Annotated in this window: 24 protein-coding genes; 17 read left to right on the top strand and 7 right to left on the bottom strand. The window is 67.9% G+C overall.

All coding sequences use genetic code 11. From position 1 onward, the window contains the following. Positions 1 to 111 precede the first annotated feature (111 nt). The 5 genes from map (at position 112) to OG203_RS12740 (ending at position 3,988) form a co-directional block, all read left to right on the top strand. On the top strand, positions 112 to 975 hold the full coding sequence (gene map / locus OG203_RS12760) for a type I methionyl aminopeptidase (RefSeq protein WP_405165859.1): 864 nt from the start codon (positions 112 to 114) through the stop codon (positions 973 to 975). Positions 976 to 1,051: 76 nt separating this feature from the next. Continuing rightward, on the top strand, positions 1,052 to 2,587 hold the full coding sequence (locus tag OG203_RS12755) for a cobyric acid synthase (protein WP_405165858.1): 1,536 nt from the start codon (positions 1,052 to 1,054) through the stop codon (positions 2,585 to 2,587). 104 nt (positions 2,588 to 2,691) lie between these two features. After that, positions 2,692 to 2,988 carry an AbrB/MazE/SpoVT family DNA-binding domain-containing protein gene (locus OG203_RS12750; protein WP_405165857.1) on the top strand — a complete coding sequence of 99 codons (297 nt, stop codon included), beginning with the start codon at positions 2,692 to 2,694 and terminating at the stop codon, positions 2,986 to 2,988. Next, the gene (locus OG203_RS12745) at positions 2,985 to 3,377 is read left to right on the top strand and encodes a PIN domain-containing protein (RefSeq protein WP_150405688.1); all 393 of its coding nucleotides are present in this window, start codon (positions 2,985 to 2,987) and stop codon (positions 3,375 to 3,377) included. Before OG203_RS12750 ends, OG203_RS12745 begins: the two co-directional genes overlap by 4 nt. 47 nt (positions 3,378 to 3,424) lie before the next feature. After that, positions 3,425 to 3,988, top strand: coding sequence for an alpha/beta hydrolase (locus OG203_RS12740; RefSeq protein WP_405165856.1), 564 nt, complete (start codon positions 3,425 to 3,427; stop codon positions 3,986 to 3,988). Here the strand turns inward: OG203_RS12740 and OG203_RS12735 are convergent. Next, positions 3,968 to 5,026 (bottom strand): alpha/beta hydrolase, encoded by a 1,059-nt coding sequence (locus OG203_RS12735; RefSeq protein WP_405165855.1) that lies wholly within the window; start codon positions 5,024 to 5,026, stop codon positions 3,968 to 3,970. The two genes, OG203_RS12740 and OG203_RS12735, sit on opposite strands and share 21 nt — an antisense overlap. A gap of 206 nt (positions 5,027 to 5,232) precedes the next feature. Here OG203_RS12735 and mqo point away from each other — a divergent pair, with 206 nt between their 5' ends. The 7 genes from mqo (at position 5,233) to OG203_RS12700 (ending at position 12,506) form a co-directional block, all read left to right on the top strand. Beyond that, complete coding sequence (gene mqo / locus OG203_RS12730) at positions 5,233 to 6,762, top strand: malate dehydrogenase (quinone) (protein ID WP_405165854.1); 1,530 nt, start codon at positions 5,233 to 5,235, stop codon at positions 6,760 to 6,762. A gap of 18 nt (positions 6,763 to 6,780) precedes the next feature. Then, complete coding sequence (locus tag OG203_RS12725; RefSeq protein ID WP_405165853.1) at positions 6,781 to 7,230, top strand: GNAT family N-acetyltransferase; 450 nt, start codon at positions 6,781 to 6,783, stop codon at positions 7,228 to 7,230. Positions 7,231 to 7,380: 150 nt separating this feature from the next. After that, positions 7,381 to 9,426 (top strand): magnesium chelatase subunit D family protein, encoded by a 2,046-nt coding sequence (locus tag OG203_RS12720; protein WP_405167858.1) that lies wholly within the window; start codon positions 7,381 to 7,383, stop codon positions 9,424 to 9,426. Positions 9,427 to 9,497: 71 nt separating this feature from the next. Further along, positions 9,498 to 10,112 (top strand): cob(I)yrinic acid a,c-diamide adenosyltransferase, encoded by a 615-nt coding sequence (cobO, locus tag OG203_RS12715; RefSeq protein WP_405165852.1) that lies wholly within the window; start codon positions 9,498 to 9,500, stop codon positions 10,110 to 10,112. 136 nt (positions 10,113 to 10,248) lie between these two features. After that, entirely contained in the window at positions 10,249 to 11,667 is a 1,419-nt protein-coding gene (locus tag OG203_RS12710; RefSeq protein ID WP_405167857.1) for a cobyrinate a,c-diamide synthase, read from the top strand. Next, complete coding sequence (locus OG203_RS12705) at positions 11,654 to 12,058, top strand: cobalamin biosynthesis protein (RefSeq protein ID WP_405165851.1); 405 nt, start codon at positions 11,654 to 11,656, stop codon at positions 12,056 to 12,058. Before OG203_RS12710 ends, OG203_RS12705 begins: the two co-directional genes overlap by 14 nt. Positions 12,059 to 12,113: 55 nt before the next feature. Further along, on the top strand, positions 12,114 to 12,506 hold the full coding sequence (locus OG203_RS12700) for a VOC family protein (protein ID WP_405165850.1): 393 nt from the start codon (positions 12,114 to 12,116) through the stop codon (positions 12,504 to 12,506). Between the two features lies 1 nt (position 12,507). On the opposite strand, the gene OG203_RS12695 is transcribed toward OG203_RS12700, so the two are convergent. Both OG203_RS12695 and OG203_RS12690 read right to left on the bottom strand, forming a co-directional pair. Next, positions 12,508 to 13,605: a hypothetical protein gene (locus OG203_RS12695; RefSeq protein ID WP_405165849.1), complete on the bottom strand. Its 1,098-nt coding sequence runs from the start codon at positions 13,603 to 13,605 to the stop codon at positions 12,508 to 12,510. 9 nt (positions 13,606 to 13,614) lie between these two features. Then, complete coding sequence (locus OG203_RS12690; protein WP_405165848.1) at positions 13,615 to 14,745, bottom strand: phosphotransferase family protein; 1,131 nt, start codon at positions 14,743 to 14,745, stop codon at positions 13,615 to 13,617. A 322-nt stretch (positions 14,746 to 15,067) separates the two neighbouring features. Here OG203_RS12690 and OG203_RS12685 point away from each other — a divergent pair, with 322 nt between their 5' ends. Both OG203_RS12685 and OG203_RS12680 read left to right on the top strand, forming a co-directional pair. Continuing rightward, on the top strand, positions 15,068 to 16,459 hold the full coding sequence (locus tag OG203_RS12685) for a DoxX family protein (protein WP_405165847.1): 1,392 nt from the start codon (positions 15,068 to 15,070) through the stop codon (positions 16,457 to 16,459). Between the two features lie 115 nt (positions 16,460 to 16,574). Next, positions 16,575 to 17,924 carry a DoxX family protein gene (locus OG203_RS12680; protein ID WP_405165846.1) on the top strand — a complete coding sequence of 450 codons (1,350 nt, stop codon included), beginning with the start codon at positions 16,575 to 16,577 and terminating at the stop codon, positions 17,922 to 17,924. A 5-nt stretch (positions 17,925 to 17,929) separates the two neighbouring features. Here OG203_RS12680 and OG203_RS12675 read toward each other — a convergent pair whose 3' ends face one another. Together OG203_RS12675 and OG203_RS12670 are read right to left on the bottom strand one after the other, a co-directional pair. Next, positions 17,930 to 18,889, bottom strand: coding sequence for an isopenicillin N synthase family dioxygenase (locus OG203_RS12675; protein ID WP_405165845.1), 960 nt, complete (start codon positions 18,887 to 18,889; stop codon positions 17,930 to 17,932). Next, entirely contained in the window at positions 18,886 to 19,350 is a 465-nt protein-coding gene (locus OG203_RS12670; protein ID WP_405165844.1) for a nucleoside deaminase, read from the bottom strand. The genes OG203_RS12675 and OG203_RS12670 overlap by 4 nt, the downstream gene beginning before the upstream one ends. An 85-nt stretch (positions 19,351 to 19,435) precedes the next feature. Between OG203_RS12670 and OG203_RS12665 the strand changes: the two genes are divergently transcribed. Then, positions 19,436 to 20,971, top strand: coding sequence for a PucR family transcriptional regulator (locus tag OG203_RS12665; protein WP_405165843.1), 1,536 nt, complete (start codon positions 19,436 to 19,438; stop codon positions 20,969 to 20,971). Positions 20,972 to 20,982: 11 nt separating this feature from the next. Here the strand turns inward: OG203_RS12665 and OG203_RS12660 are convergent, their stop codons facing one another. Next, positions 20,983 to 22,365, bottom strand: coding sequence for a purine-cytosine permease family protein (locus OG203_RS12660; RefSeq protein WP_405165842.1), 1,383 nt, complete (start codon positions 22,363 to 22,365; stop codon positions 20,983 to 20,985). Between the two features lie 94 nt (positions 22,366 to 22,459). Then, the gene (locus OG203_RS12655) at positions 22,460 to 23,434 is read right to left on the bottom strand and encodes a hypothetical protein (protein ID WP_405165841.1); all 975 of its coding nucleotides are present in this window, start codon (positions 23,432 to 23,434) and stop codon (positions 22,460 to 22,462) included. Positions 23,435 to 23,647: 213 nt separating this feature from the next. Here OG203_RS12655 and cobA point away from each other — a divergent pair, with 213 nt between their 5' ends. Together cobA and OG203_RS12645 are read left to right on the top strand one after the other, a co-directional pair. Continuing rightward, the gene (gene cobA / locus OG203_RS12650) at positions 23,648 to 24,859 is read left to right on the top strand and encodes a uroporphyrinogen-III C-methyltransferase (RefSeq protein ID WP_405167856.1); all 1,212 of its coding nucleotides are present in this window, start codon (positions 23,648 to 23,650) and stop codon (positions 24,857 to 24,859) included. Between the two features lie 111 nt (positions 24,860 to 24,970). Next, positions 24,971 to 26,431, top strand: a complete 1,461-nt coding sequence (locus OG203_RS12645; protein WP_405167855.1) for an MFS transporter — start codon at positions 24,971 to 24,973, stop codon at positions 26,429 to 26,431. Positions 26,432 to 26,437 lie beyond the last annotated feature (6 nt).

The raw sequence follows: 26,437 nt of genomic DNA, 5'->3' as shown, positions 1-26,437 counted from the left end.
GTCAACCAATAGCGTAAACGGACCATGGTCCGTAGGTATTCCGGCTGGCTTCCGGCACTGGGTAGGTCTGGCGCTTGGGCGCGCACGCCGGGGTCCGATTACGCTGTTCCCATGTCTGTCCGCACTCGCAAGCCGCTCGTCCCCGGCACCCAGTCACCCACCCGCGAGGTCCCGCGCACGATCGAGCGCCCGGAGTACGCGTGGAAGAAGACCGTCAACGAGGGCCGCGAGCCCTGGGTGCAGACGGCCGAGACGATCGACAAGATGCGGATCGCGAGCAAGATCGCGGCGCAGGCGCTGGAAGAGGCGGGCAAGGCGGTCGCGCCCGGCGTCACCACCGACGAGCTGGACCGGATCGCGCACGAGTACATGTGCGACCACGGCGCCTACCCATCGACCCTCGGCTACAAGGGTTTTCCGAAGTCGTGCTGCACCTCGCTGAACGAGGTCATCTGCCACGGCATTCCGGACTCGACGGTGATCGAGGACGGCGACATCGTCAATATCGACGTCACCGCCTACATCCACGGCGTGCACGGCGACACCAACAAGACCTACCTCGCCGGTGACGTGGCCGAGGACGTCCGGCTGCTCGTCGAGCGGACCGAAGAGGCGACGCTGCGGGCGATCAAGGCGGTCCGGCCGGGCCGGGCGCTGAACGTCATCGGCCGCGTGATCGAGTCCTACGCCAACCGATTCGGCTACGGCGTTGTCCGCGACTTCACCGGGCACGGCGTCGGCCCCACCTTCCACAGCGGCCTGGTGATCCTGCACTACGACCAGCCCGCCATCGAGTCGATCATCGAACCCGGCATGACCTTCACCATCGAGCCGATGATCAACCTGGGCGGCATCGACTACGAGATCTGGGACGACGGCTGGACCGTGGTCACCAAGGACCGCAAGTGGACCGCCCAGTTCGAGCACACCCTCGTGGTCACCGACACCGGCGCAGAGATTCTGACCCTGCCGTGAAACGAGTGGGCCGCCCAGTTCGAAGCTCGCGCCGTCGGGTGGTCACCGACACCGGCGCGGAAATCCGCACCCTGTCGTGAAAGGCGCCCTGCTCGTCGCGGGGACCACGTCGGACGCGGGCAAAAGCGTTGTGGTGGCTGGCATTTGCCGGATGCTGGCGCGGCGCGGGGTGCGGGTAGCGCCGTTCAAGGCGCAGAACATGTCGAACAACTCCGTGGTCACCCTCGACGGCGGCGAGATCGGGCGCGCGCAGGCATTGCAGGCGCAGGCGTGCGGGCTCGAGCCGAGCGTGCGGTTCAATCCCGTGCTGCTGAAGCCGGGCAGCGATCGGCGCTCCCAGCTGGTGGTGCGGGGTAAAGCGGTCGGCACCGTCGGTGCAAGGGACTACTTCCAGCACCGTCGGGAACTGCGCGAGGTGGTCGCCGCCGAACTCGCCTCGCTGCGTGCCGAATTCGACGTGGTGATCTGTGAGGGCGCCGGATCGCCCGCCGAAATCAATCTGCGGGCAACGGATCTGGCGAACATGGGTCTCGCGCGGCCCGCGCGGCTTCCGGTGCTGCTCGTCGGCGATATCGATCGCGGCGGCGTGCTCGCCCACCTGTTCGGCACCGTCGCCATCCTGGAACCCGAAGACCAGCAACTGATTTCCGGGTTCGTGATCAACAAGTTCCGCGGCGACGTCGAGCTGCTCCGCCCCGGCCTTGACCGCCTGACCGAACTGACCGGCCGACCAACCCTCGGCGTGATCCCGTACGCCGAGGACCTCTGGATCGACGCCGAGGACTCCCTGAGCACCATCGCGGACGCGCCGGTCGGCCGCCCGTGCCCACCGGTCGGCACCGAGTGGCTGACCGTCGCCGCCATCCGGCTGCCGCGCATCTCCAACTCCACCGATATCGAGGCATTGGCCTGCGAGCCAGGGGTTTCCGTGCGCTGGGCCAGCGAGCCGTCCCGGCTGGCCGGGGCCGACCTCGTCGTGCTGCCCGGTAGCAAGGCGACCGTATCGGACCTGGAGTGGTTGCGGCGCACCGGAATCGCCGACGCCCTGCGCGCCCGCGCGGCGGCGGGCGGCCCGATCCTCGGCATCTGCGGCGGCTATCAGATGCTCGGCAAGCGGATCGTCGACCAGGTCGAGTCGGCGGCGGGCACGGTTGACGGGCTCGACCTGCTGGACCTGGAGATCGAATTCACCGATCCGAAAGTGTTGCGCCGCAGTAGCGGACACGACACCGACGGAATTCCGGTGCACGGCTACGAGATTCACCACGGACGAGTGATCGGCAACGCCGACCCGGCCTGGCTCGACATCGACGGCGCACCGGAAGGCAGTGTGCGCGGCCCGCTCTGGGGCACCCACCTGCACGGCCTGCTCGAATCCGACGAGTTCCGGCGCACCTGGCTCCACTCGGTGGCCGCAGCGGCCGGACGCGCGGGTTTCGTTGCCGCCCAAGGTACTTCCGTCGCCGAGGTGCGTGCGAGCCAACTCGATCTGCTCGCCGATCTGGTCGAGAGCCACCTCGATCTGACCGAACTCGACCGCCTGCTCACCGACGGCGCGCCCGCCGACCTGCCCACGCTGGCGACCCACGCGATCCCCACTTCCGCAACCTAGCGTCCATGAACTGTTGACGCGACGAACGCCGCCCCTTACCTTTCAGTAAGGAATTCGGCTCCGGGTAAGGCGCGGGCCGGTGGGCGCGGGAGAAGCACGGGTCGGTGAGCGAAGTGGCAGCAGACAAGAAGTCCGGCGGCAGAGCGGGAAACGTGGTGTCCGCGACCGTGACCAGCAAGGGACAGATCACCATCCCGGTCGACGTCCGGGTCGCCATGGGCCTGCGCGCCGGGGTCAGGGTCGCCTTCGTGCCCACCGTCAACGGCACCTACGAACTGGTGCCCGAGACCCGAACCATCAAGTCGCTCAAGGGAATAGTCGGCTGGTCCGGCTCGCCGATCGGCCTCGCGCAGATGAACGAGGCGATCTCCGGAAATGTCGTGGAAGGCAAGCAGCAATGATCGGTCTCGACGCCAATGTGCTGATCCGCTACCTCACCCAGGACGATCCGGAGCAATCCGCGCGCGCCAACCAGGTGATCGACGGCCTCAGCGAGAGCCGCCCCGGATACGTCACGATGATCGTGCTCGCGGAGATCCACTGGGTGCTGCGCCGCGGCTACAAACAGGACCCGGAGGCGGTTACCGACGTGTTGCTCGGTCTGCTCGATTCGACCGAGATCGTGGTCGAGCGCGCCGACACCGTGCGCCAGGCGCTGCGCCAGGCCGCCGACGGCGCGGATTTCGCCGACGCGCTCATCCAGCAGCTCGGCCAGGAAGCCGGCTGCGACCTCACCGTCACCTTCGACCACAACGCCGGCGAACGCGCGGGCATGCGGCTACTGGCCTGACCCGAAGATAGGGCTTCGTTCAGGTGACCCGTGTAGCGTCATTCGGCATGAAATCTCGGCAGATCACGGTGGGCGACGGGACATGGACCGTGCGGGTAGACGGCCCGGAATCCCGGCACAGTGTGCTGCTGCTGCCCGACGCGGGTGACCCGGTGGACGTCTACGACCAGGTATGTGCTCGATTGCACAATTCGGATCTGCGCACGGTCGTGCTCGAGTCGATCGATGGTCTCGATGCCGCCGGCGTCACCGCGATCCTGGACGAGCTCGGGGTGCCATGGGCGAACGTGGCCGCGCGCGGGACGGGCGCCGAGCTGGCGTGGCGGGCGTGCTCGGCCGGATTCGGGCGCTTCATCAGCCTCGTGGTGGCCGATCGCGGCCATCCGGCGGCTCCGGGCCCGGACGGGACCGTCGCCGACGCCACGGTCCGTCCAGTGGAGTTGCCGACCACGGTGCTGGTGACCAAGAACCTGCCGCGCTCGGTCGCCGACGCCTCGGGGCGTTTCGTCTACGGCGAGTTCCGCGTGGTCGATGTCGACGTCACCAATGTGGCGACCGAGGCCGACCACGAGCTGGCCACCGAGATCGTGTTACGCACCAGCACCTGGTGACTTGGCCTGGTAGGCGGTCAACCAATCAAGCCAGCTGTCCAGCTCGGCGAAGGCATTGGCGAGCGGTTGCGCCGAGGACAGGAACACGTCGTGCTTGGCGCCGTCGATCGGCACGATGTTGGTGCGGTCGCCCAGGCAGCCGGACCAGCGCTGAATCTGCTTGACGTCCAACACCGCGTCGGCCACGTCGACCGCGGGACCGTACTGGCGGGCGAACCTCGTCATCCGGGAACGCAGGATCAGTGACGGCACACCGATATCGAGTCCGGCGTGTAACTGTGCGTGGCCGTTGCGGATCGCGCGCAGCCAGCCGAACCGAATCGGGAAGCCGTGCAACGGTTTCCAATCCAGGTTGTAGTCCCATTCACCGGCAACGCTGTGATGCAGGCTGTCGCCGTAGGTGCTGACCTTCGCGCTCGGCAGCGCGAACATCTTCCGAAACCGGCCGAGCCCCTTGATGATCGGTGTCCCGACGGTCCGGTAGTAGGACGGCCCGTGCAGATCGAACCATGGGCTGTTGAGCACCACCCCGGCGATCCCGGCCGCCGCGGTGCCACCGGCCCGATTGAGCCGGTCCAGCCACAGCGGCAGGATCAGTCCGCCGGTCGAATGCGCGTTCAAGACAACCGGCGCGCCGGTCTCCTCGCGAACGATTCGCAATGCCTCGTTCAGCTCGTCGTCATACAGTGCGAGATCGGTCACATAATGCGGTGTCTGCCCGTCCCGCAGCGAACGTCCGCACTTACGCAGATCCAGCGCGTAGAAGTGGTAGCCGAGCGCCGCGAAATGCTCGGCGAGATGTTCTTGGAAGAAGTAGTCGGTGAACCCGTGCACATACAACACCGCCCCCGCGGTGGCCTCGACCTCATCGCCGGGCAGATAGCGCACCAAGGTGGCCACTGCCTCGCCTTCTCCGTCGGGATCCGGCCCGAAACTCAGCGTGCGCTGCTGGTACTTCTCGCCGAGGACATCGGCTTTCCACTGGCCATCGCCCTGGGTGTCGGATTGCGGAGCGGCAAGTGAAGTTTCCTTTGTCACATACACAATCTAGGTCACATTCGGCGGGTTCGGCGCGGGGGATCGACGTGGTGAGGTGCACAATTGGGGCTAGGTGAACGGCGGGTAACCTAACTCCCGCCATGGTTTACGAACCGGAACCGAGGCAATAACACGCAAGCACCGTGCCCAGGCAGGTCCACCCGCCCGGTGGGCCCGCGTAGAAGGACAAGGAAGTCGATCTAGCCGTGCCGAACGCTGCCATGACTGAAAAGACCGATGTTGTACTCATCGGCGCCGGCATCATGAGTGCCACCCTCGGTGCGCTGCTGCGCCAGCTGCAGCCCGATTGGTCGATCTCCCTGTTCGAGCGGCTCGACGCCGCGTCGGCGGAGAGCAGCGACCCGTGGAACAACGCGGGCACCGGCCACTCCGCGCTGTGCGAGCTGAACTACAGCCCGCAGAACCCAGACGGCTCGGTGGACATCAGCAAGGCCATCGACATCAACGAGCGGTTCCAGGTGTCGCGCCAGTTCTGGTCCTACGCGGTCGAGAACGGCGTCCTCGGTGACCCGTCCCGGTTCATCAACCCGATCCCGCACGTCAGCTTCGTGCACGGCGCGGACAACGTCGAGTACCTGCGCAAGCGCTACGAGGCGCTGTCGCGGCATCCGTTGTTCGAGGGCATGGAGTTCATCGACAGCCCCGACGAGTTCGCGCGGCGGCTCCCGCTGATGGCACGTGGTCGGGACTTCTCCGACCCGGTCGCGCTGAACTGGTCCGACGGCGGCACCGATATCGACTTCGGCTCGCTCACCAAGGAGCTGCTCGCCTACCTCGGCTCCACCGGCGCCGACCTGGCCTTCGGCCACGAGGTGCGGGACCTGACCAAGCAGTCCGACGGGTCATGGCTGGTCAAGGTGCGCAACCTGCGCACCCGCGAAACCCGTACGCTCATCAGCAAATTCGTCTTCGTCGGCGCGGGCGGCGGCGCGCTGCCGCTGCTGCAGAAGTCCGGCATCAAGGAGATCGTCGGTTTCGGCGGCTTCCCGATCAGCGGTCAGTTCTTCCGCTGCACCAACCCCGAGCTGATCCAGCAGCACGAGGCCAAGGTCTACGGCAAGGCCGCCGTCGGCGCGCCGCCGATGTCGGTGCCGCACTTGGACACTCGCGTCATCAAGGGCACCCCCGGCCTGCTGTTCGGCCCGTACGCGGGCTGGACGCCGAAGTTCCTCAAGGACGGCAAGCTCACCGACCTGTTCAAGTCGGTGAAGCCGAACAACCTGTTCTCGCTGCTCGGCGTCGGCGCCACCGAGCTCGGCCTGACCAAGTACCTCGTCAGCGAGCTGCTCAAGTCGCAGGCGGACAAGGTGGACACGCTCTCGGAGTTCATCCCGCGGGCCGACGGCCGGGACTGGGAGCTGATCACCGCGGGCCAGCGCGTGCAGGTGATCCGGCGCAAGGGTGCGGGCGGTGTGCTCGAATTCGGCACCGCCGTCGTCGCCGCCGAGGACGGCACCATCGCGGGTCTGCTCGGCGCCTCCCCCGGTGCGTCGACCGGCGTCACCGCGATGCTCGATGTCATGCAGCGCTGCTTCCCCACCGAGTACGCGGACTGGACGCCGAAGCTGAAGGAGATGATTCCCTCACTCGGCGTCAAGCTGTCGGAGAACCAGGCGTTGTTCCACGAAATGTGGGATTGGACGTCCAAGACGCTGAACCTCACCGGTGGCAGGGATAACACGCCAAAGCACGCGGGGGTCGCGGCGAACCGCTAGGTGTGATAGCAACAGGCGATGATGTCAACGGTTGCTCTCAAACGGTCATGGGCGTTGGATCTCGACACCGCCACCCTCTATCAGCTGTTGAAACTTCGCGTCGAAGTCTTTGTCGTCGAGCAGAAATGCGCGTACCCGGAATTGGACGGTCTCGACCTGCTGCCGGAGACCCGGCACTTCTGGCTCGATGACGAGGGCGAGGTGATCGCCACGCTGCGCTTGCTCGAAGAGCACGAGGACGGGGTGAAGTCCTTCCGCATCGGCCGCCTCTGCACCGTCGTCGCCGCCCGCGGTCACGGGTACACCACGCGTTTGCTGCAGGCCGCGCTCGCCGAGGTCGGCTCGGCGACCGTGCGGTTGAACGCGCAGGCCTATCTGGTCGACATGTACGCCAAGCACGGCTTCGAGCCCGACGGCGAGGAATTCGACGAGGACGGAATCCTGCACGTGCCGATGCGCAAGGGGTGATCGCCGGACCGCTGATCAGCCGCCGCCCTCGTCGCGAATCCGCGACGGGGGCGGTTGTGCGTTATCGGGGCCCATGATCGGAAGGGCAGCGTCGGTGGGCTGTGCGTGCGCGCATAGAGTTGGGGCGTGTCCTTGTCCCATGCCGAAACTGTGCCGTCGCCTCACTCGCTGACCGGATCACGCGCGCGTCCGGCCGCCGACGGGGAGGCGGGTTTTCCGTTCTCCGCCGTGGTCGGGCAGGAGCGGCTGCAACTGGCGCTGATTCTGTGCGCGGTGCATCCCGGTATCGGCGGTGTGCTGGTCCGCGGCGAGAAGGGCACCGCGAAGTCGACCGTGGTGCGTGCGCTCGCGCACTTGCTGCCACCGGTCGTCGACGAGACCGGTGCGCGACCCGCGCGGCTTGTCGAACTGCCCGTCGGCGCCACCGAGGACCGCGTGGTCGGCTCGCTGGACTTGGAGCGGGTGCTGCGCGACGGGGAGCAGGCGTTCCGGCCTGGATTGCTGGCGGCCGCGCATCACGGCGTGCTCTACGTCGACGAGGTCAATCTGCTGCACGACCATCTGGTCGACGTGCTGCTCGACGCCGCGGCGATGGGCCGGGTCCATATCGAGCGTGACGGCGTCTCGCATTCGCATCCGGCACGATTCGTGCTCGTCGGCACCATGAACCCGGAGGAGGGCGAGCTGCGTCCGCAGCTGCTCGACCGGTTCGGGCTCACCGTCGACGTGGCTGCCTCGCGGAACGTGGACGTGCGGATGTCGGTGGTGCGGCGGCGGCTCGATTACGAGGCCGATCCGGCCGGGTTCGCCGACAGCTACGCCGCCGCGGATCGAGCGGTCGCCGAGCGCATCCTCGGCGCCCGCGACCGGGTCGCGCAGGTGCTGCTCGATGACGGCGAGCTACGGCGAATTGCCGCGCTGTGCGCCGCATTCGACGTCGACGGCATGCGCGCCGACCTGGTCGTCGCGCGGACCGCGACGGCGCACGCCGCGTGGCGTGGCGCGGACGCGGTCACCGAGGAGGACGTGCGGATCGCCGCGGAACTCGCACTGCCGCACCGGCGTCGGCGCGATCCGTTCGACGAGCCGGGCATCAGCGAGGACCAGCTCGACGACGCGATGCGTGACGCCGCTGAAGAAGTGGAGCGCGAGGCTCAGTCGCCGAGTGACACCGATGAGTTGTCGCCAAATGACACAGGCGAATTCGATTCGAACCGGTCGCCCGAGGAGCAGAGCGGCGCCAATCAATCGCCGGACTCCGATGATTCCGGTCAGGCGCCTGACGATGGCTCTCCGGACGACGATCCCGACTCGCCACCCGACGGCCCCGGTGGTGGGCAGCGGCCCAGCGCCCGCGAAGGTCGCACTGGCGCACCGAGTTCCGCCGCCGCGACACCGCCGCGCTGGGAGGTGCCAGGCATCGGCGAAGGCGCGCCCGGCCGCCGCTCGCGGGCCGAGTCCAGGCACGGCCGCGTCGTTCGCTCCAGCACCGATACCGCCACCGGCCTGCACCTGCTCGGCACCATCTTCGCCGCCGCACCGCATCAGCGCTCCCGTGGTCGCGGTGACGGTCCGCTGAAGCTGGTTTCCGAGGACCTGCGCGGTGCGTATCGCGAAGGCCGCGAAGGCAACCTGGTCGTCTTCGTGGTCGACGCCTCCGGTTCGATGGCGGCCAGGGACCGGCTCTCCGCCGTCACCGGCGCCGTCGTCGCACTGCTGCGTGACGCGTATCAGCGGCGCGACAAGGTCGCCGTCATCACCGTGCGCGGGCAGGACGCCGAACTCGTCCTTCCGCCAACGTCTTCGGTCGATATCGCGGTGCGCCGTCTGTCCGGCATGCGCACCGGCGGCAAGACCCCCCTCGCCGCGGGACTGCTGAAGGCGCGCGAGATCGTCCTGCGCGAACGCGTCCGCGACCCGCGCCGCCGCCCGATGCTGGTGCTGCTCACCGACGGTCGCGCCACCGGCGGGGTCGACCCGCTCCCGCGTGCCCGCGCCGCCGCCGCCCAGCTGGCCAACGACGCGGTCACCTCGATCGTGGTCGACTGCGAGCGCGGCATGATCCGGCTAGGCCTGGCCGCCGAACTGGCCCGTGAACTGCGCGGCGGATACCTGAGATTGGCTGAGCTGACCGGAGATTCGGTCGCGGATGTGGTGCGCGCCGGGTCCGGGCGACCCGCGACCCGCGCCGCCTGATCGGGGTTGCGCCGACGCCGGTGCGTCGGCGGTCGGTTCGATGCAGAACCAAGGACTATCAAGGAGATTCGATGCCCAAGGGTGTTCCGGAGACCGTGCCCGAGGACGGGCTCACCACGCGGCAGCGGCGCAATCAGCCGGTGCTCGCGGTGCATACGGGCCCGGGCAAGGGGAAGTCGACCGCGGCGTTCGGGATGGCGCTGCGGGCCTGGAACCAGGGTTTCGATGTCGCGGTGTTCCAGTTCGTGAAGAGCGCCAAGTGGAAGGTGGGGGAGGAGGCGGCCTTTCGCACCCTCGGCACCTTGCACGAGGAGACCGGCGCTGGCGGCGCGGTCGAATGGCACAAGATGGGCGAAGGCTGGTCCTGGACCCGCAAGCAGGGCACCGACGAGGACCACGCGGCCGCCGCGCTGGCCGGCTGGCAGGAGATCGCCCGCCGCCTGAAGGCAGAACAACACCGCTTCTACGTCCTCGACGAATTCACCTACCCCCTCAAATGGGGTTGGGTCGACATCGACGAGGTCGTCGAAACCCTCACCACCCGCCCTGGTAACCAGCACGTGGTGATCACCGGTCGCGACGCCCCGCAGTCGCTCATCGACGCCGCCGACCTCGTCACCGAGATGACCAAGCTCAAGCACCCCATGGACGCGGGCCGCAAGGGTCAACGAGGCATCGAATGGTGAACTCCCGCACTGACTTTGCAGCGAGTGGGACATGGCGGCGGCAAACGTCGAGTAGGGCCCGCCACCATGTCCCGCTCGCGGACGGATTCCGCCGGGGTGCGGCGCTGTCGCTGGGACGCTCTGGCGCGAGGCGGTGCTGGTGAGCGCGGGGGTGCCTGCGGTGGTGATCGCGGCGCCCGCTTCGGGGAGCGGGAAGACCACGGTGGCAACGGGATTGATCGGGGCACTGCGGCGGGTCGGGCATCGGGTCGCGCCGTTCAAGGTGGGGCCGGACTACATCGATCCGGGGTATCACGGGTTGGCGGCCGGGCGGCCTGGACGCAATCTCGACCCGGTGCTCGTTGGCGCGGAACGTGTTGTGCCGCTGTATCAACACGGAGCGCGGGACTGCGACCTCGCGGTGGTCGAGGGCGTGATGGGGCTGTTCGATGGCCGCATCGATGAGAACCATGCCGGGCCGGTCGCCGAGGGATCTACCGCGCAGGTCGCGAGTCTGCTCGGCGCGCCCGTCGTGCTGGTGGTCGACGCGCGCGGGCACAGCCAGAGTCTGGCCGCGCTGCTGCACGGGTTTGCCACCTTCGACAGCGGCATTCGCCTCGGCGGGGTGATCCTGAACCGGGTCGGCAGCGAACGGCACGATCAGGTGCTGCGCGCGGCCTGCGACCGAGTCGGACTCCCGGTGCTCGGTTCACTCCCGCGCATGACCGAATTAGAGGTGCCCTCACGGCATCTCGGGCTCATCCCCGCGGTCGAGCACGGCACCGCCGCCACCGCGGCGGTGTCGGCGATGACGGATTTGGTTGCGGCCCACGTCGATCTGTCTGCGATCGCGGCGCTGGCCCGCTCCACGGCGGCCGGTCCGGCCTGGGATCCGGTGGAAGCCGTGCAGGGGCCAGACTGCGAGGTACCTGTCGCCGCAGACGGCTCAGGACCGCTGATCGCGATGGCAGGCGGACCCGCCTTCACGTTCGGCTACGCCGAGCATCGCGAGCTGCTGCTGGCAGCCGGCGCGCAGGTGGTGGTGTTCGATCCGCTGCGGGACGAATTGCCTAGCGGAACAGCGGCTTTGGTGTTGCCCGGCGGATTTCCGGAGGAGCATGCCCCGGCGCTGGCGGCGAACACGGCCTTGCTGAAGGCGGTGGCCGAGCAGGCCCGACGAGGGCTGCCCGTGCACGCGGAATGCGCGGGATTGCTCTACCTGACACGCTCGCTCGACGGACATCCGATGGCCGGGGTCATCGATACCGACGCCGAGTTCGGCCCGCGACTCACCCTCGGCTACCGGGATGCGGTGGCGCTGGCGGATTCCCCGCTGTGGCGAGCAGGCGAACGCGTCCGCGGGCACGAGTTCCACCGAACCCGCCTGATCGACGCGGCCGCGGACAGTCCGGCCTGGGGCTGGCACGGCAGCGACGGCGCACGGGTGCGGGAAGGCGCACTCGTTCACCGAGTCCATGCCTCCTACCTGCACACCAACCCCGCCGGAAACCCCGAAGCGACAACCCGATTCGTGGCGGCAGCGAACGAGTACGTCGGTGCTCGTGCGAACCACTGAAGGCGCGCCTGAACTGGTTGTCGGCCTGGGCCTGCGCCCGGGCACTTCCGCTGACCGCATCGTGGCGGTGGTCCGTAAAGTGCTGGGCTTCAACGAGATCAGCTGCTTGGCGACCATCGACCGACGGGCGGGCGAGCCGGGTCTGGTCAGTGCGGCGGCGGAGTTGGGGGTGCCGATACGTACCTACAGTGCCGCCGAACTGGCCGAAGTGCCTGTGCCGAACCCGGACTCGCGCACGGTGGCCGCAGTGGGCACCGCGAGTGTCGCCGAGGCGGCCGCCATCCTCGCGGCCGCGGGCGGCACCCTGGTCGTCCCCAAACGTACCGTCCACGGCGTTGTCATCGCCGCGGCGCAACGCAACCCAGCTGCGCCCGAACGGCACCGCACGTAGCCGACACTGCCCTGAACCAGGTGAGCTCGCGGTCATCGGGTGGTTTGATGACGGAGTGGATATCCGAGGGATCGACAATGTCCTGGTCCCCGTGGGGGATCTGGCCGCGGCGGTGGAGTTCTATGAGAGCGGGCTCGGGCTTTCGGTGCGTTTCACGGTGCCGGAGCGAGGGATAGCGCTGTTCGGGGTCGCGGCGGAGACACCGGGGATCATGGCGATGGTGGATCCGGCCGCGGGGCAGGGCTCGCCGCCCGCGATGCGGGTCTGGCTCGAGGTGCCGGACGCACAGGCCGCCGCGGCCGAACTCGAAGAGCGCGGCGTCGAATTGCTCACCGCGCCCTTCGAAGTCGCCTCGGGCTGGAGTGTCGAGGTATCCGACCCGTGGGGCAATGTGATCGGATTGACCGACTACATCAAGCGCCCCGAACTGGCCCGCCCCGCGTTCTGACCTACGGCGCGACCGAACCCCAGTCGGCGAAACCGGTGGGATCGTGGCGCCCGAGGCTGGCGTGTTCGAACAGGCCCCAGCCCTCGGCATCGCCGCAACGGGCATGCGCCACATGGTCGATGACGCCATAGGGCGCGCGGGCGACGATGGCCGGGTCGGTGAGGTCGTACCGGCTGGCCAACGACCAGTCGCGGCCCTTCCACTGCCCGTGCTGCCAGTCGGGATCCCCGCCGTAACCACAACCGACGTGCAGCGGCACATTGGTGCCCGTGGTCACCTCGATCTCGAGCGGCTTACCGTCCGGTGTGGTCAGTTCCAGCCGGGCACCGACGGGAAGCCTTGTGCCGGACCGGTAGTCGATCGAGATGCGCGGCCAGCCGAGCTGTTCGGTGCGCCCGTCCGACCAGATCCGCACCGCGTCGTTCAGCGTGCGCGTGCCGTCCGGATCCTCCTGCACGATGATCACCACCGCGAAGTCGTCGAACCGCAGCGGCATATACATCCACCAGAACCCGCCGGACGGTTCACTGGCCGTGCGGCCGGGCGGCTCGCTCTCGCCGACCGGACGGATGCCCCACGACCGATCCCTGGTGCCGGTCCACACCGCCGGGTCGACGGTGATGTCGTCCCCGTCGACGTGCAGCGTGCCCGCCCACGAGCCGAGCTGGGCGAACCGGGTCGCCTGGATGATCGGCCGGTTACCGGCCAGGATCAGATGCGGCTGCTCCTGCACGGTGGGGAAGGCGCCCTCCCAGGTGAGGTCGAAGGACAGCTCGTCGTGCTCGCAGATCGCCCGGATCCGTTGTAGCGGCTCGACCACCTCGATGCGATAGCCGCCGACCCGCTGCTCCAGGCTGCGCTCGCCGAGCGCGTCGGAGAAGCGGACGGTGCGCTGCACGTCCCCGCGCCGGACGCAGGCGTAGGCATCGGTCACCCCGAGGTTCGGGTACACCCCGAATCCGGTGATGAAGAAGGTGCCGCCGTCGCGGTTGTGACCGTTGAAATAGCTTCGGTCATAGAAGTTCCGGTCGGTGCTCGCTACCCTGGCCAGCGATAGGCCGGTCTGGTGAATCGGGTACTCGTCCAAAGGAACTGGCATGGTCAGCTCTCAATCCCACTCGTAGGTTCCATCGAGCAGCCGTTCCAGGCTGGCTCGGTGCATCACATAGTCGTCCCGGTCCGTGGTGTCGGTGTCCTCGCCGAAATGGATCATCCGGCGCTTCACCCTGGCCATCACGATGCCGTGCCGCAGCGCGGCGTAGATGATGTGCCAATCCAGGTTCCGCACCGTATGACCGGTCAGTTCTTCGTATTTCGCGACGACGTCGGCGCGGCGCAGGAAGTCGGGCAGGCCAGGCTGGTCGAATCGGGTGGCGATGTCCTGGAAGAACCGGTGGATGAAGATCACCCAGGCGATATCGAGTTCGCGCGGACCCAATGCGGCCATCTCCCAGTCCAACACCGCAGCCGGCTCGAAATCGCGGAAGATGATGTTGCCTGGTCGCGCGTCACCCCAGCTGAGGACATCCGGTCCTGGGTCGGTCGGCCAGTTGTTGTCGAGCCACGCGAAAGTCCGCTCGAGCAGCGGGATCTCGAAGCCGTCGTCGGCCAAAGCCCAGCGGTACCAGGCCTTCTGGGCTTCGACGTGCCTGCGCAGCGACTGCCCAGGCCCGCGCAGGGCGGTGAATCGGGTTGCCGGATCGGGGATGTCGTGCACCTTGGCGATCACCTCGACGGTGCTCGCGGTGAGCCGCGCGCGTTCCTCGGGGCTCGCGTCGAACAGCCAGCCGATGAACACGTACGGCGGATTGTCCGTCGGAACCCTGCCATCGACCCGCTTCATCACGAAAAACGGTGTGCCGAGCGCCTTCTCGTCTTCCTCCAGCCAGCACAACCCGGGCACCGGGACGTCGGTGGTCTCGGCGACGCCGGCCATCACCTTGTACTGGGTGGCCAGATCATAGGTCTCGAACACCGGGAACGAGCCGGTCTCCGGCGCCATCCTGGCGACGAACGACCCGCTCTCGTGGCGTCCGTCCACGCTCCACTCGGCGTCGAAAAGGATGGAGGTGCTCGACATCCCGCCCGACTGTGGGCGCGACAGATTGGAGACCTTCGGCGGATGATCGGCGCAGACCCTCGAATCCAGCCAGCGCGCCAGATCCTCGGCGAGCACGTCGAGATCGCGCTCGCTGACGGTCAGCTGCTGCCGCTTGGCGGGATCCGGATCTTCGGCCATCGTTGTCCTCCTGACGCCATGCACCGCGGGCGTGCCTCGGCACAGCCCACATCGGCGGCGGTCCGCCGCGATAGGCGACAGTAACCCGTTCCAGTCGGCCCGCGGGCGGAAAACGAGCGCGGCCGACGAACCCGCTCACTGTCCGGAACCGGGCCTTGACATGGGCGTACCTCGCCTGCGCTCGAGCTGGCCCCCGTGCCGGGGTTGGGTTAGCACGTACGACTGATGGCGTAGGGGAAGACCAGGGATTTCCTGGAGGCTCGCCGCTATCCCGCCTCGATACCGTTGCCGCACACGCAGTGTTCGGGATGAGGGGATCGTTGTGAGTGCCGTCAGCACGGAGTCGGTCGATCGGGCCGGAGTCATCGGAACGGGGGATACCGCCGACGCCAGGGACGCGAGGTGGAACCTGTTGACCCGCATCGCATTCCGGTTCTGCTTCACCTACTTCGTCCTGTTCTGCGTGGTGTTTCCGCAGTTCCTGTTCGCCTACACCGGGCTCCTCGGCCAGAAACTGCCGGAAAACGCGATCCTGTGGCCTTTCTCTGCGCTCGCTCCGGTCTTCGAGTGGGTGGGGCGGCACGTCTTCGACGCCGACGTTGCGCTGAACCTGAATTCGCATAGCGGGGACCAGGGGATCATCTGGGTCTTCCTCTTCACCATCCTGGTGATCGCCGTCGCGACGACCGGAGTGTGGACGGCGCTGGATCGGCACCGTCCGAATCACTCTCGGCTGAACGCCTGGTTCCTGCTCTTCCTGCGGCTGGCCCTCGGCGGGCAGATGCTCTCATTCGGGATGAGCAAGGTCATTCCGACCCAGATGCCGGAGCCGTCGCTGATGTCGCTGCTCACGCCATACGGGAACTTCACGCCGATGGCGGTCCTCTGGACGCAGGTCGGCAGTTCCCCCGTCTACGAGATCCTGCTCGGGTCCGCGGAACTGGTCGGCGGTCTGCTGCTGTTCCTGCCGAGGACCGCGACGTTGGGCGCGATGCTCAGCCTGGTGAGCATGGCCCAGGTGTTCATCCTGAACATGACCTTCGATGTGCCGGTGAAGATCCTGGCGGGCCACCTCATGCTGATCTCGCTGGTGCTACTCGCGCCGCAGGCCGGGAGGCTGGCGAATGTGCTTGTGCTGCAACGCTCATCGGAGCCTGCCACGCAGCCGGAGCCGTTCCGTTCGCGTCGCGTCCGGTTGGTCGCCGTCGGTGTGCAGGTCGCGCTCGGCCTGTGGATGCTGCTCGGCGTAACGCTGGACAGCATGAAGTTCTGGAACGAAGGTGGTGGTGGCGCGCCGAAGCCCGCGCTGTACGGGATTTGGACGGTGTCGGAGTTCAGTCAGGACGGCCTGCCACTCCCGCCGCTGACCACCGATCAGAATCGTTGGCAGCGTGTGGTTTTCGATATCGGTGGGATGGCATACCAGAAGATGGACGGCACGCTGGTGCCCATTGTCGGTGCGGTCGACAGCCAGGCCCATACGATCACGGTGTCGCAAGTGGCAGGCGATACGTTGCCCGGGCTCATCGCCAAGGCGCAGCCGACTCAGATCGGCAGCTTCACCTTCGTGCAACCCGTACCTGACCGGTTGCGCCTGGATGGTCAACTCAACGGCCACCACGTGACGCTGTCCATGGAACAGGTGGATCTCAATTCGTTCCCGTTGCGCGGCACCGGCTTCAAATGGGTCCAGGACGACCCCCACTTCAGCTGAGCCGACGGCGCGTACCACTCGAGGAGGAGGCGGAATTCGGGGATTTCCTGGAGGTGCGATCCACTACCGCTCGATAGCGTCGGCTAGTTGGAGTTCGGGGATTCGGAGGTTCGTTGTGAGTGTGATCAGTGCGAAATCGGTCGAGCAGGACAGCGTCGAACGCGTAGACACCGAGTGGAACGTGTTGACCCGCATCGCCTTCCGTTTCTCGTTCGCCTACTTCGGCCTGCTCTGCCTCGGACTCGGGCTGCCGCGCGTCTACGCCGGGATCTTCCTCGACAAACTGCCGGCCTGGGCGTCCAATGGGCCGCTGTACCCGCTGAGTCCGGCCCTCGAGTGGGTCGGCAGGGAGGTCTTCGACGCCGACGTCGCGTTGCACCTGAGTTCGGGCAGCGGCGACCAGGCGATCATCTGGGTGTTCGTGTTCTGCGTCCTGGTGGTCGCGGTGCTGGCGACAGTGCTGTGGTCCGTGCTGGATCGCCACCGCCCCAACTATCAGCGGCTGCATGCGTGGTTCCTGGTCTTCATCCGGTTGTGCCTCGCCGGGATGATGATCGTATACGGCACCGAGAAGCTGATTCCGCTGCAGATGCCCGGGCCGTCGCTGACCGCGTTGCTGACGCCGTACGGGAACTTCCCGCTGGCCTCGGTGCTGTGGCTGCAGGTCGGTAGTTCGCCGGTCTACGAGATGCTGCTCGGGTCAGCGGAAGTGGTCGGCGGCCTGTTGTTGTTCCTGCCGAGGACCGCGACGTTGGGCGCGATGCTCAGCCTGGTGAGCATGGCTCAGGTGTTCGTCCTGAACATGACCTTCGATGTGCCGGTGAAGATCCTGGCGGGTCATCTGGTGCTGCTCTCGCTGGTTGTGCTTGCGCCGCAGGCGCGCAGGCTGGCGAATGTGCTTGTGCTGCAACGGTCCACGGACCCCGCGCGGCAACCGGAACTGTTCGGCTCGCTACGTTTGCGGTGGATCGCGGTCGGCGTGCAGGTCGCGCTCGGCCTGTGGGCGGTGATCGGTATCGTGCCGGATGCGCTGAAGGCATGGAACGAAGACGGGGGCGGTGCGCCGAAGCCCGCCTTGTATGGGATCTGGTCGGTGTCGGAGTTCAGTCAGGACGGTCAGCCGGTTGCTCCGCTGACCACGGATCAAAACCGTTGGCAGCGGGTGGTGTTCGATGTCAGCGGCATGGCGTATCAGAAGATGGACGGTAGCTTGGTGCGCGTTGTCGGCGCGGTCGACAGTGCGGCGCACACGATCACGATGTCGCAGGCCGCAGGCGGTTCCGGCGCGCAGCCGTCGCAGATCGGCACGTTCAGCTTCGCTCAATCGGCACCGGACCGGCTGCGACTGAATGGTCAACTCAACGGCCACCCGGTAACCCTGTCTCTCGAGCAGCTGGACCTGAACTCGTTCCCGTTGCGCAGCACCGGCTTCAAATGGGTCCAGGACTACCCCCACTTCAGCTGATGCGGTCAGCCGATGGTGATGGCGTCGAGGCGGGTGCGGAGGAACTCCGCCGAGACGACCGGGGGTAGACCGCTGACCCGTCCGATGGGTGGTTCCAGCGGGGTGACGACGGCGTCGTGGTCGAGTTCGTAGAAGTAGATCAGCGACACCAGGTCTTCCTCTGGTGCCTGCGCCTGCGGTGGCAGCACCCGGTGCCGCCCGGACGGCCAGCGTTCGCCGCTCCAATAGGCAAGCAGGTCACCGATGTTCACCGTCAGGGCGGCGGGATCGTACGGTGCGTCAGCCCAACCCTCGGCCTCGGTGTACACCTGAAGTCCGCCCGCGCCCGGCTCGCGATCGAGCACGGTGACGGTGCCGAAATCGGTGTGCGGCCCGATCCGGAACTGACCGGGCTCCGGCGCGCCGACCACGGTCAGCGGCGGGTAGTGGTTGATGTTGCAGGTCCACGTCGGGCGGCTGGCCAAGTCTCGAAAAGGGTTGGCGGGCAAGCGAAGTGCGGCCGCGAACAGGGCGAGCAATTCGTCGGACAAAGTGTGTACGGCGTCGGTGTAGGCGGTCAGCAACTCGCGCAGCTCGATCACCTCGTCCGGCCACGTATTGGGCAGGAACCAGACGTCGTCGACGTGCGGATCGCCGGTCGCGGTGTCCGCGCCGACGGCGAAGGTCTCCTTCAGATCGGGCGGCGTCTCGGTGCCTTCCGCGTAGCCATTGGCCTCCTTGCCGGGCCCGATCCACCCGCGCCCGCCGACCGTGACGGCGTAGCGCTGCTTCACCGAATCCGGCAGCGCGAAGAAACGCCGAGCCGCCGCGCGCACCGCACCGGCCAGGCCTTCCGGCACGCCGTGCCCGTTGACAAGCAGAAACCCGGCGCGACGCAGCCCATCGTCCACCTCGTGCTCGACCTCGGCCGCCGCGGCACCTCCGGCGCGCCACCTGGACAGGTCGATCGATGCGATCGCGTTCATCTCGTCTCGACTTCGTCCGCGACGCCGATGTCTTCATTCCAGAGCGCGGGGTTTTCGGTGATGAACCTGGTCATCATCTCGACGCAGCGATCGTCCTCCAGGACGGTGACCGCGACGCCGTTCTCGGCCAGCCAGTCGTGGCCGCCGTGGAAGGTCTGCGATTCGCCGACGATGACCGCGCCGATGCCGAACTGGCGGACCAGCCCGCTGCAATACCAGCAGGGCGACAGGGTGGTCACCATGATCGTCGAACCGTAGTCGCGGCGGCGGCCAGCGGCGCGGAAGGCGTCGGTCTCGGCGTGGATGCTCGGATCGCCGGACTGCACGCGGCGATTGTGGCCGCGGCCGAGCAGCGTGCCGTCGGCGGCGAACAGTGCCGCGCCGATCGGGATACCGCCCTCGGCGAGCCCGCGTTGGGCCTCGTCGTATGCCACCTCGAGCAGTTGTCGTGCCTGGGTCATGGGGTTAAGCCTGCAAGGGAACGGCCCCTACCGCAACGTACAGATCGTCCGCACGGTCCGGGGGCGTGGATGACAGGATGACCGTATGTTGCCCACCGTACGTGACTTGCTCGATGACCAGTTCGCTGCGGCCGATCCGTTCGTCTTGGCAGGTCACAGCGCGCTTCGGCGGGTGGTGCGCTGGGTGCATTCGAGTGAGATCTACGAGATCAGTCCGCTGTTGTCCGGCGGTGAACTGCTGCTCACCACGGGGCTCGGCTTGGCCGGGGTGGACGCGGGGACGCGGCGGCACTACCTGCGCGAGATCGCCGGGCGCGGGGTGGCCGGGGTGGCGTTCGAGTTGGGCCGCACCTTCGATGCCATCCCGCAGGACATGGTGGCGGAGGCGTCGAGCCACAGCTTGCCGTTGATCGCGTTGCGCAGTGTGGTGCCGTTCATCGATCTGTGTCGCGCCGCGAACACCGAGATCGTGTCGCGCGAGGTGCGTTCGCTGCGGCTGCTCAACGCACTGGCCCGCGACCTCACCGGCGAGCTGGCGGCGGGCAATGGGCTCGCGCAGTTGCTCGCCAGGATCGGCGAGGTTGTCGGATGCGCGCTGATCGTGACGAGCGGCAATGGCGCGTTGATCGCCGCGCACGGTGTCGACGATGATCGATCCGCCTGGGCCGCAGTGGAATCCGCGGCTGCCTCGGCGACGATCCGTGCCAAGGAGAACACCTGGGGAACACTCACCGCGGGTCCCGGCTCGGCACTGGACGGTGCCACGCTCGCTGCCGTGCTAGCGCAATCCGCGCCGATTCTCGGCCTCGCGCTGGCGAATTCGGGCGCCCCGACCGGACGTCCACAGCTCGCGGCGACCACGTTGCTAGCGGATCTGTTGGACGGCAAGCCGATCCGCCAGGCCGACCTGAAGGTGCGGGCCGCGGCGGCGGGTGTGTCCGCGCTGGCGGGGCGGGCGCTGGTGCCGGTGGCCGCCGACGCTCCCGACGCCCGCATCGCGACCCGCCTGATCGACACCGCGGCAAAAGAACTCGGCAGGCCCGGCCTGGTAGCCGAGGTGCACGCCACCACCTACGGGGTGCTCGTAGTGGACCAGGCGACCGCCGACCCGGTCGGCGAAACGGTCCGGCTACTGCGAAACGCCTTCGCCACCAACACCATCGAGGGCGTCACCCTGGTGGTCGGCGACCCCTGCGAGTTCACCTCCGCCGCACTCACCGGCGCACTGGACGCCACCAGATCCGCCCTCCGCCTCGCCACCCGCCATCGCCGCGACTGGCTGGCCGGCAGCCCCATCTCCACCTGTCGTGAACTGGCCGCCGAACTCGTCGTCGAATCCCTGCCCGCAGGCGAACGAACCCGCCTGATCGCCACCACGATCGCCCCGCTGATCGCCTGGGACACAACCCATCACAGCAACCTGACCCGCACCCTCGAGGTCTATCTACGGCACGGCGCCAGCCCAACCCGCTGCGCCACCACCCTGCACATCGGCCGCCAATCCCTCTACCAGCGACTGGACCGCATCCGCGACCTCCTCGGCTACGACCCCACCGCCCCCGCCCTCACCGGCACCCTCCTGCTCGCCCTGTGCGCCCACCGCCTGACCGCCCCCGCCTGAAATCGCGTGCGCTAGGCGGGGATGCGGCGGCGGGCTAGGAGGAGGTATGCCGCGGCGGCGAGGAAGAAGCCGACGAAGAAGGTGATGTCGCCAAGGTCGGGGAGTTGGCGGACGAGGTAGCCGGTGAACTTGGCCTGGTTGGCGAACAGCAGCACCGAGATCGCCAGGCCGAGGAGGAATGCCGCTACGCCAGGCCAATTCGTATAAGCACGGTTATAGAGCAGGTCCTCGATCTTGCGGCCGCGGCGCAGGTACTGGTCGGCGAACATCACGCCCAACCACGGGCCGATCCAGTACGCGACGATCAACAGGAACGCCTCATAGCTGGCCGCGGCGTCGGGCAGTGCCCACCAGGCGACGAGAAAACCGATGGCGCCGAAGCAGATCGAGACGACGGCCCGCTGCGTGCGGACCGGCAGCCTGATGCCGATCGTCACGAATGCCATTGCGCCCGAATACACATTCAGCGCGTTGGCCGCGACGGCACCGAGCGCGATGGCGAGCAGCGTCAGGTTGGCAAGCGTGCCAGGCAGATTCGCGGTGAAGACATCCGTCGGACTGCCCTGCGCCGAACCGACGATGGTCGCCGAGGCCGCACCGAGCGCCGAAAGCCACAGGCACGAGACGAACAACCCGGCACCGGCATACCCGCCGGTGGCGACCCGCGACACGGACTTGGGCAGATAGCGGGAGTAGTCCGCCGCGTACGGATTCCAGCCGCCCGCGTAGCCGAACGCGGTCCCGACGGTCAGCAGGAACCCGCCGACCCCGCCGACACCACCCGACGGCGCGGCGGCACCGAGGTCGGCCTTGCTGACGATCACGATGGTCACCACGAGGAACACGACCGCGAGCACCGGGAAGACGAACCGCTCGAACGCGTGCACCAGATTGTGCCCGAACGCCGCGAAACCGGTCTGCACCACCACGATCAGAATCAGCGCGGTGAGCTTCGGCAGGCCGGTCAGCGTGCTCAACGCGAACGCGCCGCTCACGCTGTTGGTGGCGAACCAGCCGACCCCGCACATGATCGACATGAACGCCGCGGGCAGCGCATTGCCCCGATACCCGAATGCCAAGCGCCCCAACACCATCTGCGGCACACCGTGCACGGGCCCGCGCCCCGACAACACGTAATGCGCTGCCGCACCGAGCCCGACGCCCACCGCGAGACCGAGCGTCGCCTGCCAGAAGTTCATCCCGAACGCGGTGACCGACAGCACGCCGATGAAGACGGTGGCGAATTCCAGGTTCGGCGACATCCAGGTCCAGAACAGCTGACGCGGGCTGCCGTGCCTGGCGTCGTCGGGGATCTGCTCGTTGCCGCCGGGTTCCACCGCGATGACGCGGTCGGCGTATTCGGACGCCAGCGGCGTGTCATCGGTCAAAGCCATGTATGAACACTCGTCGCTGACGGCCGGGTGGGCAACGGACGAACCGTACGTCAGTCGGTACTCTGCGACGGACAGTTCGCCCGCCTGGTGCGGCTCATCCGGTGACGTTGCCGACCTGATTGCGCCAATTCGGTGAGGGTGTGAAGAACTCGCTGCCGGAGCGGAAGGCGTCGCGCGCGGTGGCGTCCCCGCACAGCTGCGCCAGCAGCCACGCCGTCGGATACCCGAGATAGCCGTACACCCCGGTCGTGCACGGCACCGACGCGGCCGCGCAATCCGGCTGTCCCTGCACGTCGTTGTGATTCGGGCCGTTGAGCGTGCCCCACACCTTCGCCAGATTCGCCGGAGTCGCCTCGTAGTACGCCTGATTCGACTGCAAGCCCTCCGCCTGCCACGGCACGAGCTGCTGCGAAGGGGAGATGAGTCCGTCGGCGGAACCGTTCACGAAGAACACCGAACCCGTTGTCAGCGAACGGGTGTCGGCGCAGGAGGTCGAGGTGGAACAGAAGTGCTGCGCCGGAAGCTCCAGCGGCACCGCGGTTTTGATCGCTCCGCCCGAGTCACGCATGGCATTCAGCACGCCCGACGCGCCTTGTGAATGTCCCACCGCACCGACCGCCGTCTTGTCCAGCTTCCCGAAGAACATGCTCGTCGGATCGTCGTCCTGGGCAAGCAGGTAGTCCAGCGACTTCCGGATATCGACCCCGGACCCGGTGTTCTGATTCTCGGTGCCGATCACGACAAACCCCCACGACGCCAAATGCCTTAGCAGATAGGCGTATTGGCTCGGCACCGCATTGGTTCCGTCGCCCCATACGACGATCGGATGCCGAGTCGCACTCAGACCTGTCGGATACCAGATGTCGAACTTCGCGCCGGTGCTGTCGCAACAGCCGAACCCGAGCCGCTCGGTCACCGCCGAGGGGCCAGGCTCGAAGTACGTCGACTCGACCCCCGGCGTCGGCACGTAGATCGCCGGATCGGCGTGTGCCACACCGGCCGCGGCGGGCACGCAGACTAGAGCCATCGAGGCGACCACCATATGTACTGTCCGACTCCAGCGGTTCATGCGCCCGAGTATAGGAATGATCTTCGACGCCGACGGTCCGCCTCGGCCGCGGCCATTTCCCGCTGGTCGAGCGGCCCGCATCGGCGGCGACCGAGTCGATTGCCGTCGCGCCGACCGCAGGCCGTAGGCTCGAAAACTGTGCCGAACACGCCAGACCACGCCGATGACCAGGCGGTATCCAGTGCCGCGCCGCAAGAGGGCGACCCGAACTACTTGGTCGGGCTCGACCTCGACGGCCGCCGCGTCGTCGTGGTCGGCGGCGGCACCGTGGCGCAGCGCAGGCTCGGCCTGCTGATCGCCTCCGGCGCGGACGTGCACGTGGTCAGCCGCGAGGTGACCCCAGCGGTCGAGGGAATGGCGACCTCCGGTCAGCTCACCGTCACGCTGCGGGCCTACGCCGACGGCGACCTGGACGGCGCGTGGTACGTGATCGCCTGCACCGACGAACCGGCGACCAACGCGGCCGTCGTCGAGGAGGCCACCCGCCGCCGGATCTTCTGCGTGCGCGCCGACAACGCGCGGCTCGGCACCGCCGTCACCCCGGCGACCGCCCGCTACGACGGCATGACCCTCGGCGTGCTGGCAGGCGGCCAGCACCGGCGCTCGGCCGCGGTGCGCAACGCACTCCTTGAGGCGCTGCAATCCGGTGTGGTGACCGATGATTCGACGCCGATCACCCCGGGCGTCGCACTCGTCGGCGGCGGGCCCGGCGACCCGGACCTGATCACCGTGCGCGGCCGCCGCCTGCTCGGGCGCGCGAACCTGGTGGTCGCCGACCGCCTCGCCCCACCGGAACTGCTCGCCGAACTCGGCCCCGACGTCGAGGTGATCGACGCGGCGAAGATCCCCTACGGCCGCGCGATGGCCCAGGACGCGATCAATGCCGCGCTCATCGAAGGTGCCAAGGCTGGCAAATTCGTCGTGCGACTCAAGGGCGGCGACCCGTACGTCTTCGGCCGCGGCTTCGAGGAACTCGAGGCCTGCGTCGAAGCGGGCATCCCGGTAACCGTTGTCCCCGGCATCACCAGCCCGATCTCCGTCCCCGCGGCCGCTGGTATCCCGGTGACCCATCGCGGCGTCACCCACGAATTCGTCGTCGTCAGCGGCCACGTCGCCCCCGACCACCCGGACTCACTCGTCGACTGGCCCGCCCTCGCCCGCCTGCGCGGCACCCTCGTTTTGATGATGGCCGTCGAACGCATCGAGCAGTTCGCCACCGTCCTCATCGAGAACGGCCGCCCCGCGAACACCCCGGCGACGGTCATCCAGGAAGGCACCATGCGCACCCAACGCGTCGTGCGCGCCGACCTCGGCACCGTCGCCGCCCGCGTCAAAGCGGAAGGCATCCGCCCACCAGCCATCGTGGTGATCGGCCCCACCGCGGGGTTCTCGGCCGCTCCCACCGAGCCGCGCGCCGCCGAGTAAAGCGGTCCGAGCCATGCGGATCTGTCGTGTTGCCGACCGTCACATCGACAATGAGGGTCGTCCCCGGCTCGGATACAGTGGCTCACTGTGCTCCAGAATCCCGCTGCGACGATGCAGTATCCGATGAAGCAGCGGGCCTTCGGGCTCGCCATCCTCGTGCTGAGCGGGCTGCAACTCATGGTGGTGCTCGACGGCACCGTGGTGATCTTCGCGCTGCCCCGCTTACAGGAGGAGATGGGGCTGTCCAGCGCGGGCAGCGCGTGGACGGTGACCTCCTACGGCCTCACCTTCGCCGGGCTGATGCTGCTCGGCGGACGGCTCGGTGACGCGTTCGGGCGCAAACGGATGCTGATCATCGGCGTCGGGCTGTTCACCTTCGCCTCGCTGCTGTGCGGACTGGCGCAGAACGAAGGCATGCTGCTCGCCGCACGCGCCATCCAAGGTGCCGGTGCGGCGATCGCGGCACCGACCGCATTCGCCCTCGTGGCAACGACTTTCGCGCCGGGCAAGGCGCGTAACCAGGCGATCGCGATCGTCGGCTCGATGGTCGGCATCGGCTCGGTCGGCGGCCTGGTGGTCGGCGGCGCGCTGACCCAGGTGTCCTGGCGCTGGATCTTCCTGATCAACGTGCCGATCGGCGTGCTGATCATCCTCGGCGCGATCTACAAGCTCGCCGACACCGCACACCATCGCTCGCCGCTCGACGTGCGCGGCGCCATCCTCGGCACGCTCGCCTGCGCCGCCATCGTGTTCGGCGCGACCGAGGGACCCGAGATGGGCTGGGACAACCCGGCGATCATCGGCTCGCTGGTCGGCGGCGCGGTGCTGCTCATCGTCTTCGTGATCATGGAACGGCGGATAGCCGATCCGCTGCTGCCGTGGTCGCTGTTCGACAGCCGCGATCGGGTCGCGACCTTCCTGCTGATCTTCCTTGCCGGTGGCGTCCTCGGCGCGATGACCTTCTTCGTCGCGCAGTTCCTGCAGAACGTGATCGGCTACAGCCCACTGCAAGCGGGCGTCGCGGCCATCCCGTTCACCATCGGCATCGGCATCGGCGGCGCGCTGGCCTCCAAGGCCGCGATGCACGTCGCGCCGCGCTGGCTGCTGGCCGGGGCGGCGACCGTGCTCGGCATCGGCCTGCTGTTCGGTGCGACGCTCGACGGTGACGTGCAGTACCTGACCACCCTGCTTCCGCTGCTGGTCGTGATCGGCTTCGGCGTCGGCATGGCGATGGTGCTCGCGCCGCTGTGCGTGCTCGTCGGGGTGTCCGCCGAGAACATCGGGCCGCTGTCCGCGGTGGGGCAGATGTTCATGAACCTGGCGACGCCGGTGGCCATCGGCCTGCTCAGCCCGATCGCGGCCTCGCGCACGCTGTCGCTCGGCGGCCGGACCGGCAAGGTGACCGAGATGAACGCGACCGAGATCGCGGCGCTAGGCAGCGGTTACACGCTGGTTCTTTTCGTCTGCGCGTTCGTCGCGTTCGTGGCCGGTCTCATCGCGTTGACGGTGCGGTTCACCCCGCAGCAGCTCGCGCAGGCGCAGCACGCGCAGGAAGAGGCCCAGCAGGCCTGAGCCTGC

The organism is Nocardia sp. NBC_01499, assembly GCF_045040275.1.
GTDB lineage: Bacteria > Actinomycetota > Actinomycetes > Mycobacteriales > Mycobacteriaceae > Nocardia.
This window is presented reverse-complemented; position numbering and strand designations above follow the sequence as displayed.

Bases quoted from the DNA above. Each gene is read 5' to 3' on its own strand.
- OG203_RS12660 (WP_405165842.1), bottom strand. From the start codon at position 22,365: ATGGCTTTGACCGATGACACGCCGCTGGCGTCCGAATACGCCGACCGC.
- cobO (WP_405165852.1), top strand. From the start codon at position 9,498: ATGCCCAAGGGTGTTCCGGAGACCGTGCCCGAGGACGGGCTCACCACG.
- OG203_RS12740 (WP_405165856.1), top strand. From the start codon at position 3,425: ATGAAATCTCGGCAGATCACGGTGGGCGACGGGACATGGACCGTGCGG.
- OG203_RS12725 (WP_405165853.1), top strand. From the start codon at position 6,781: ATGATGTCAACGGTTGCTCTCAAACGGTCATGGGCGTTGGATCTCGAC.
- OG203_RS12655 (WP_405165841.1), bottom strand. From the start codon at position 23,434: ATGAACCGCTGGAGTCGGACAGTACATATGGTGGTCGCCTCGATGGCT.
- OG203_RS12645 (WP_405167855.1), top strand. From the start codon at position 24,971: ATGCAGTATCCGATGAAGCAGCGGGCCTTCGGGCTCGCCATCCTCGTG.
- OG203_RS12745 (WP_150405688.1), top strand. From the start codon at position 2,985: ATGATCGGTCTCGACGCCAATGTGCTGATCCGCTACCTCACCCAGGAC.
- map (WP_405165859.1), top strand. From the start codon at position 112: ATGTCTGTCCGCACTCGCAAGCCGCTCGTCCCCGGCACCCAGTCACCC.
- OG203_RS12670 (WP_405165844.1), bottom strand. From the start codon at position 19,350: ATGACCCAGGCACGACAACTGCTCGAGGTGGCATACGACGAGGCCCAA.
- OG203_RS12675 (WP_405165845.1), bottom strand. From the start codon at position 18,889: ATGAACGCGATCGCATCGATCGACCTGTCCAGGTGGCGCGCCGGAGGT.
- OG203_RS12695 (WP_405165849.1), bottom strand. From the start codon at position 13,605: ATGCCAGTTCCTTTGGACGAGTACCCGATTCACCAGACCGGCCTATCG.
- OG203_RS12690 (WP_405165848.1), bottom strand. From the start codon at position 14,745: ATGGCCGAAGATCCGGATCCCGCCAAGCGGCAGCAGCTGACCGTCAGC.
- OG203_RS12665 (WP_405165843.1), top strand. From the start codon at position 19,436: ATGTTGCCCACCGTACGTGACTTGCTCGATGACCAGTTCGCTGCGGCC.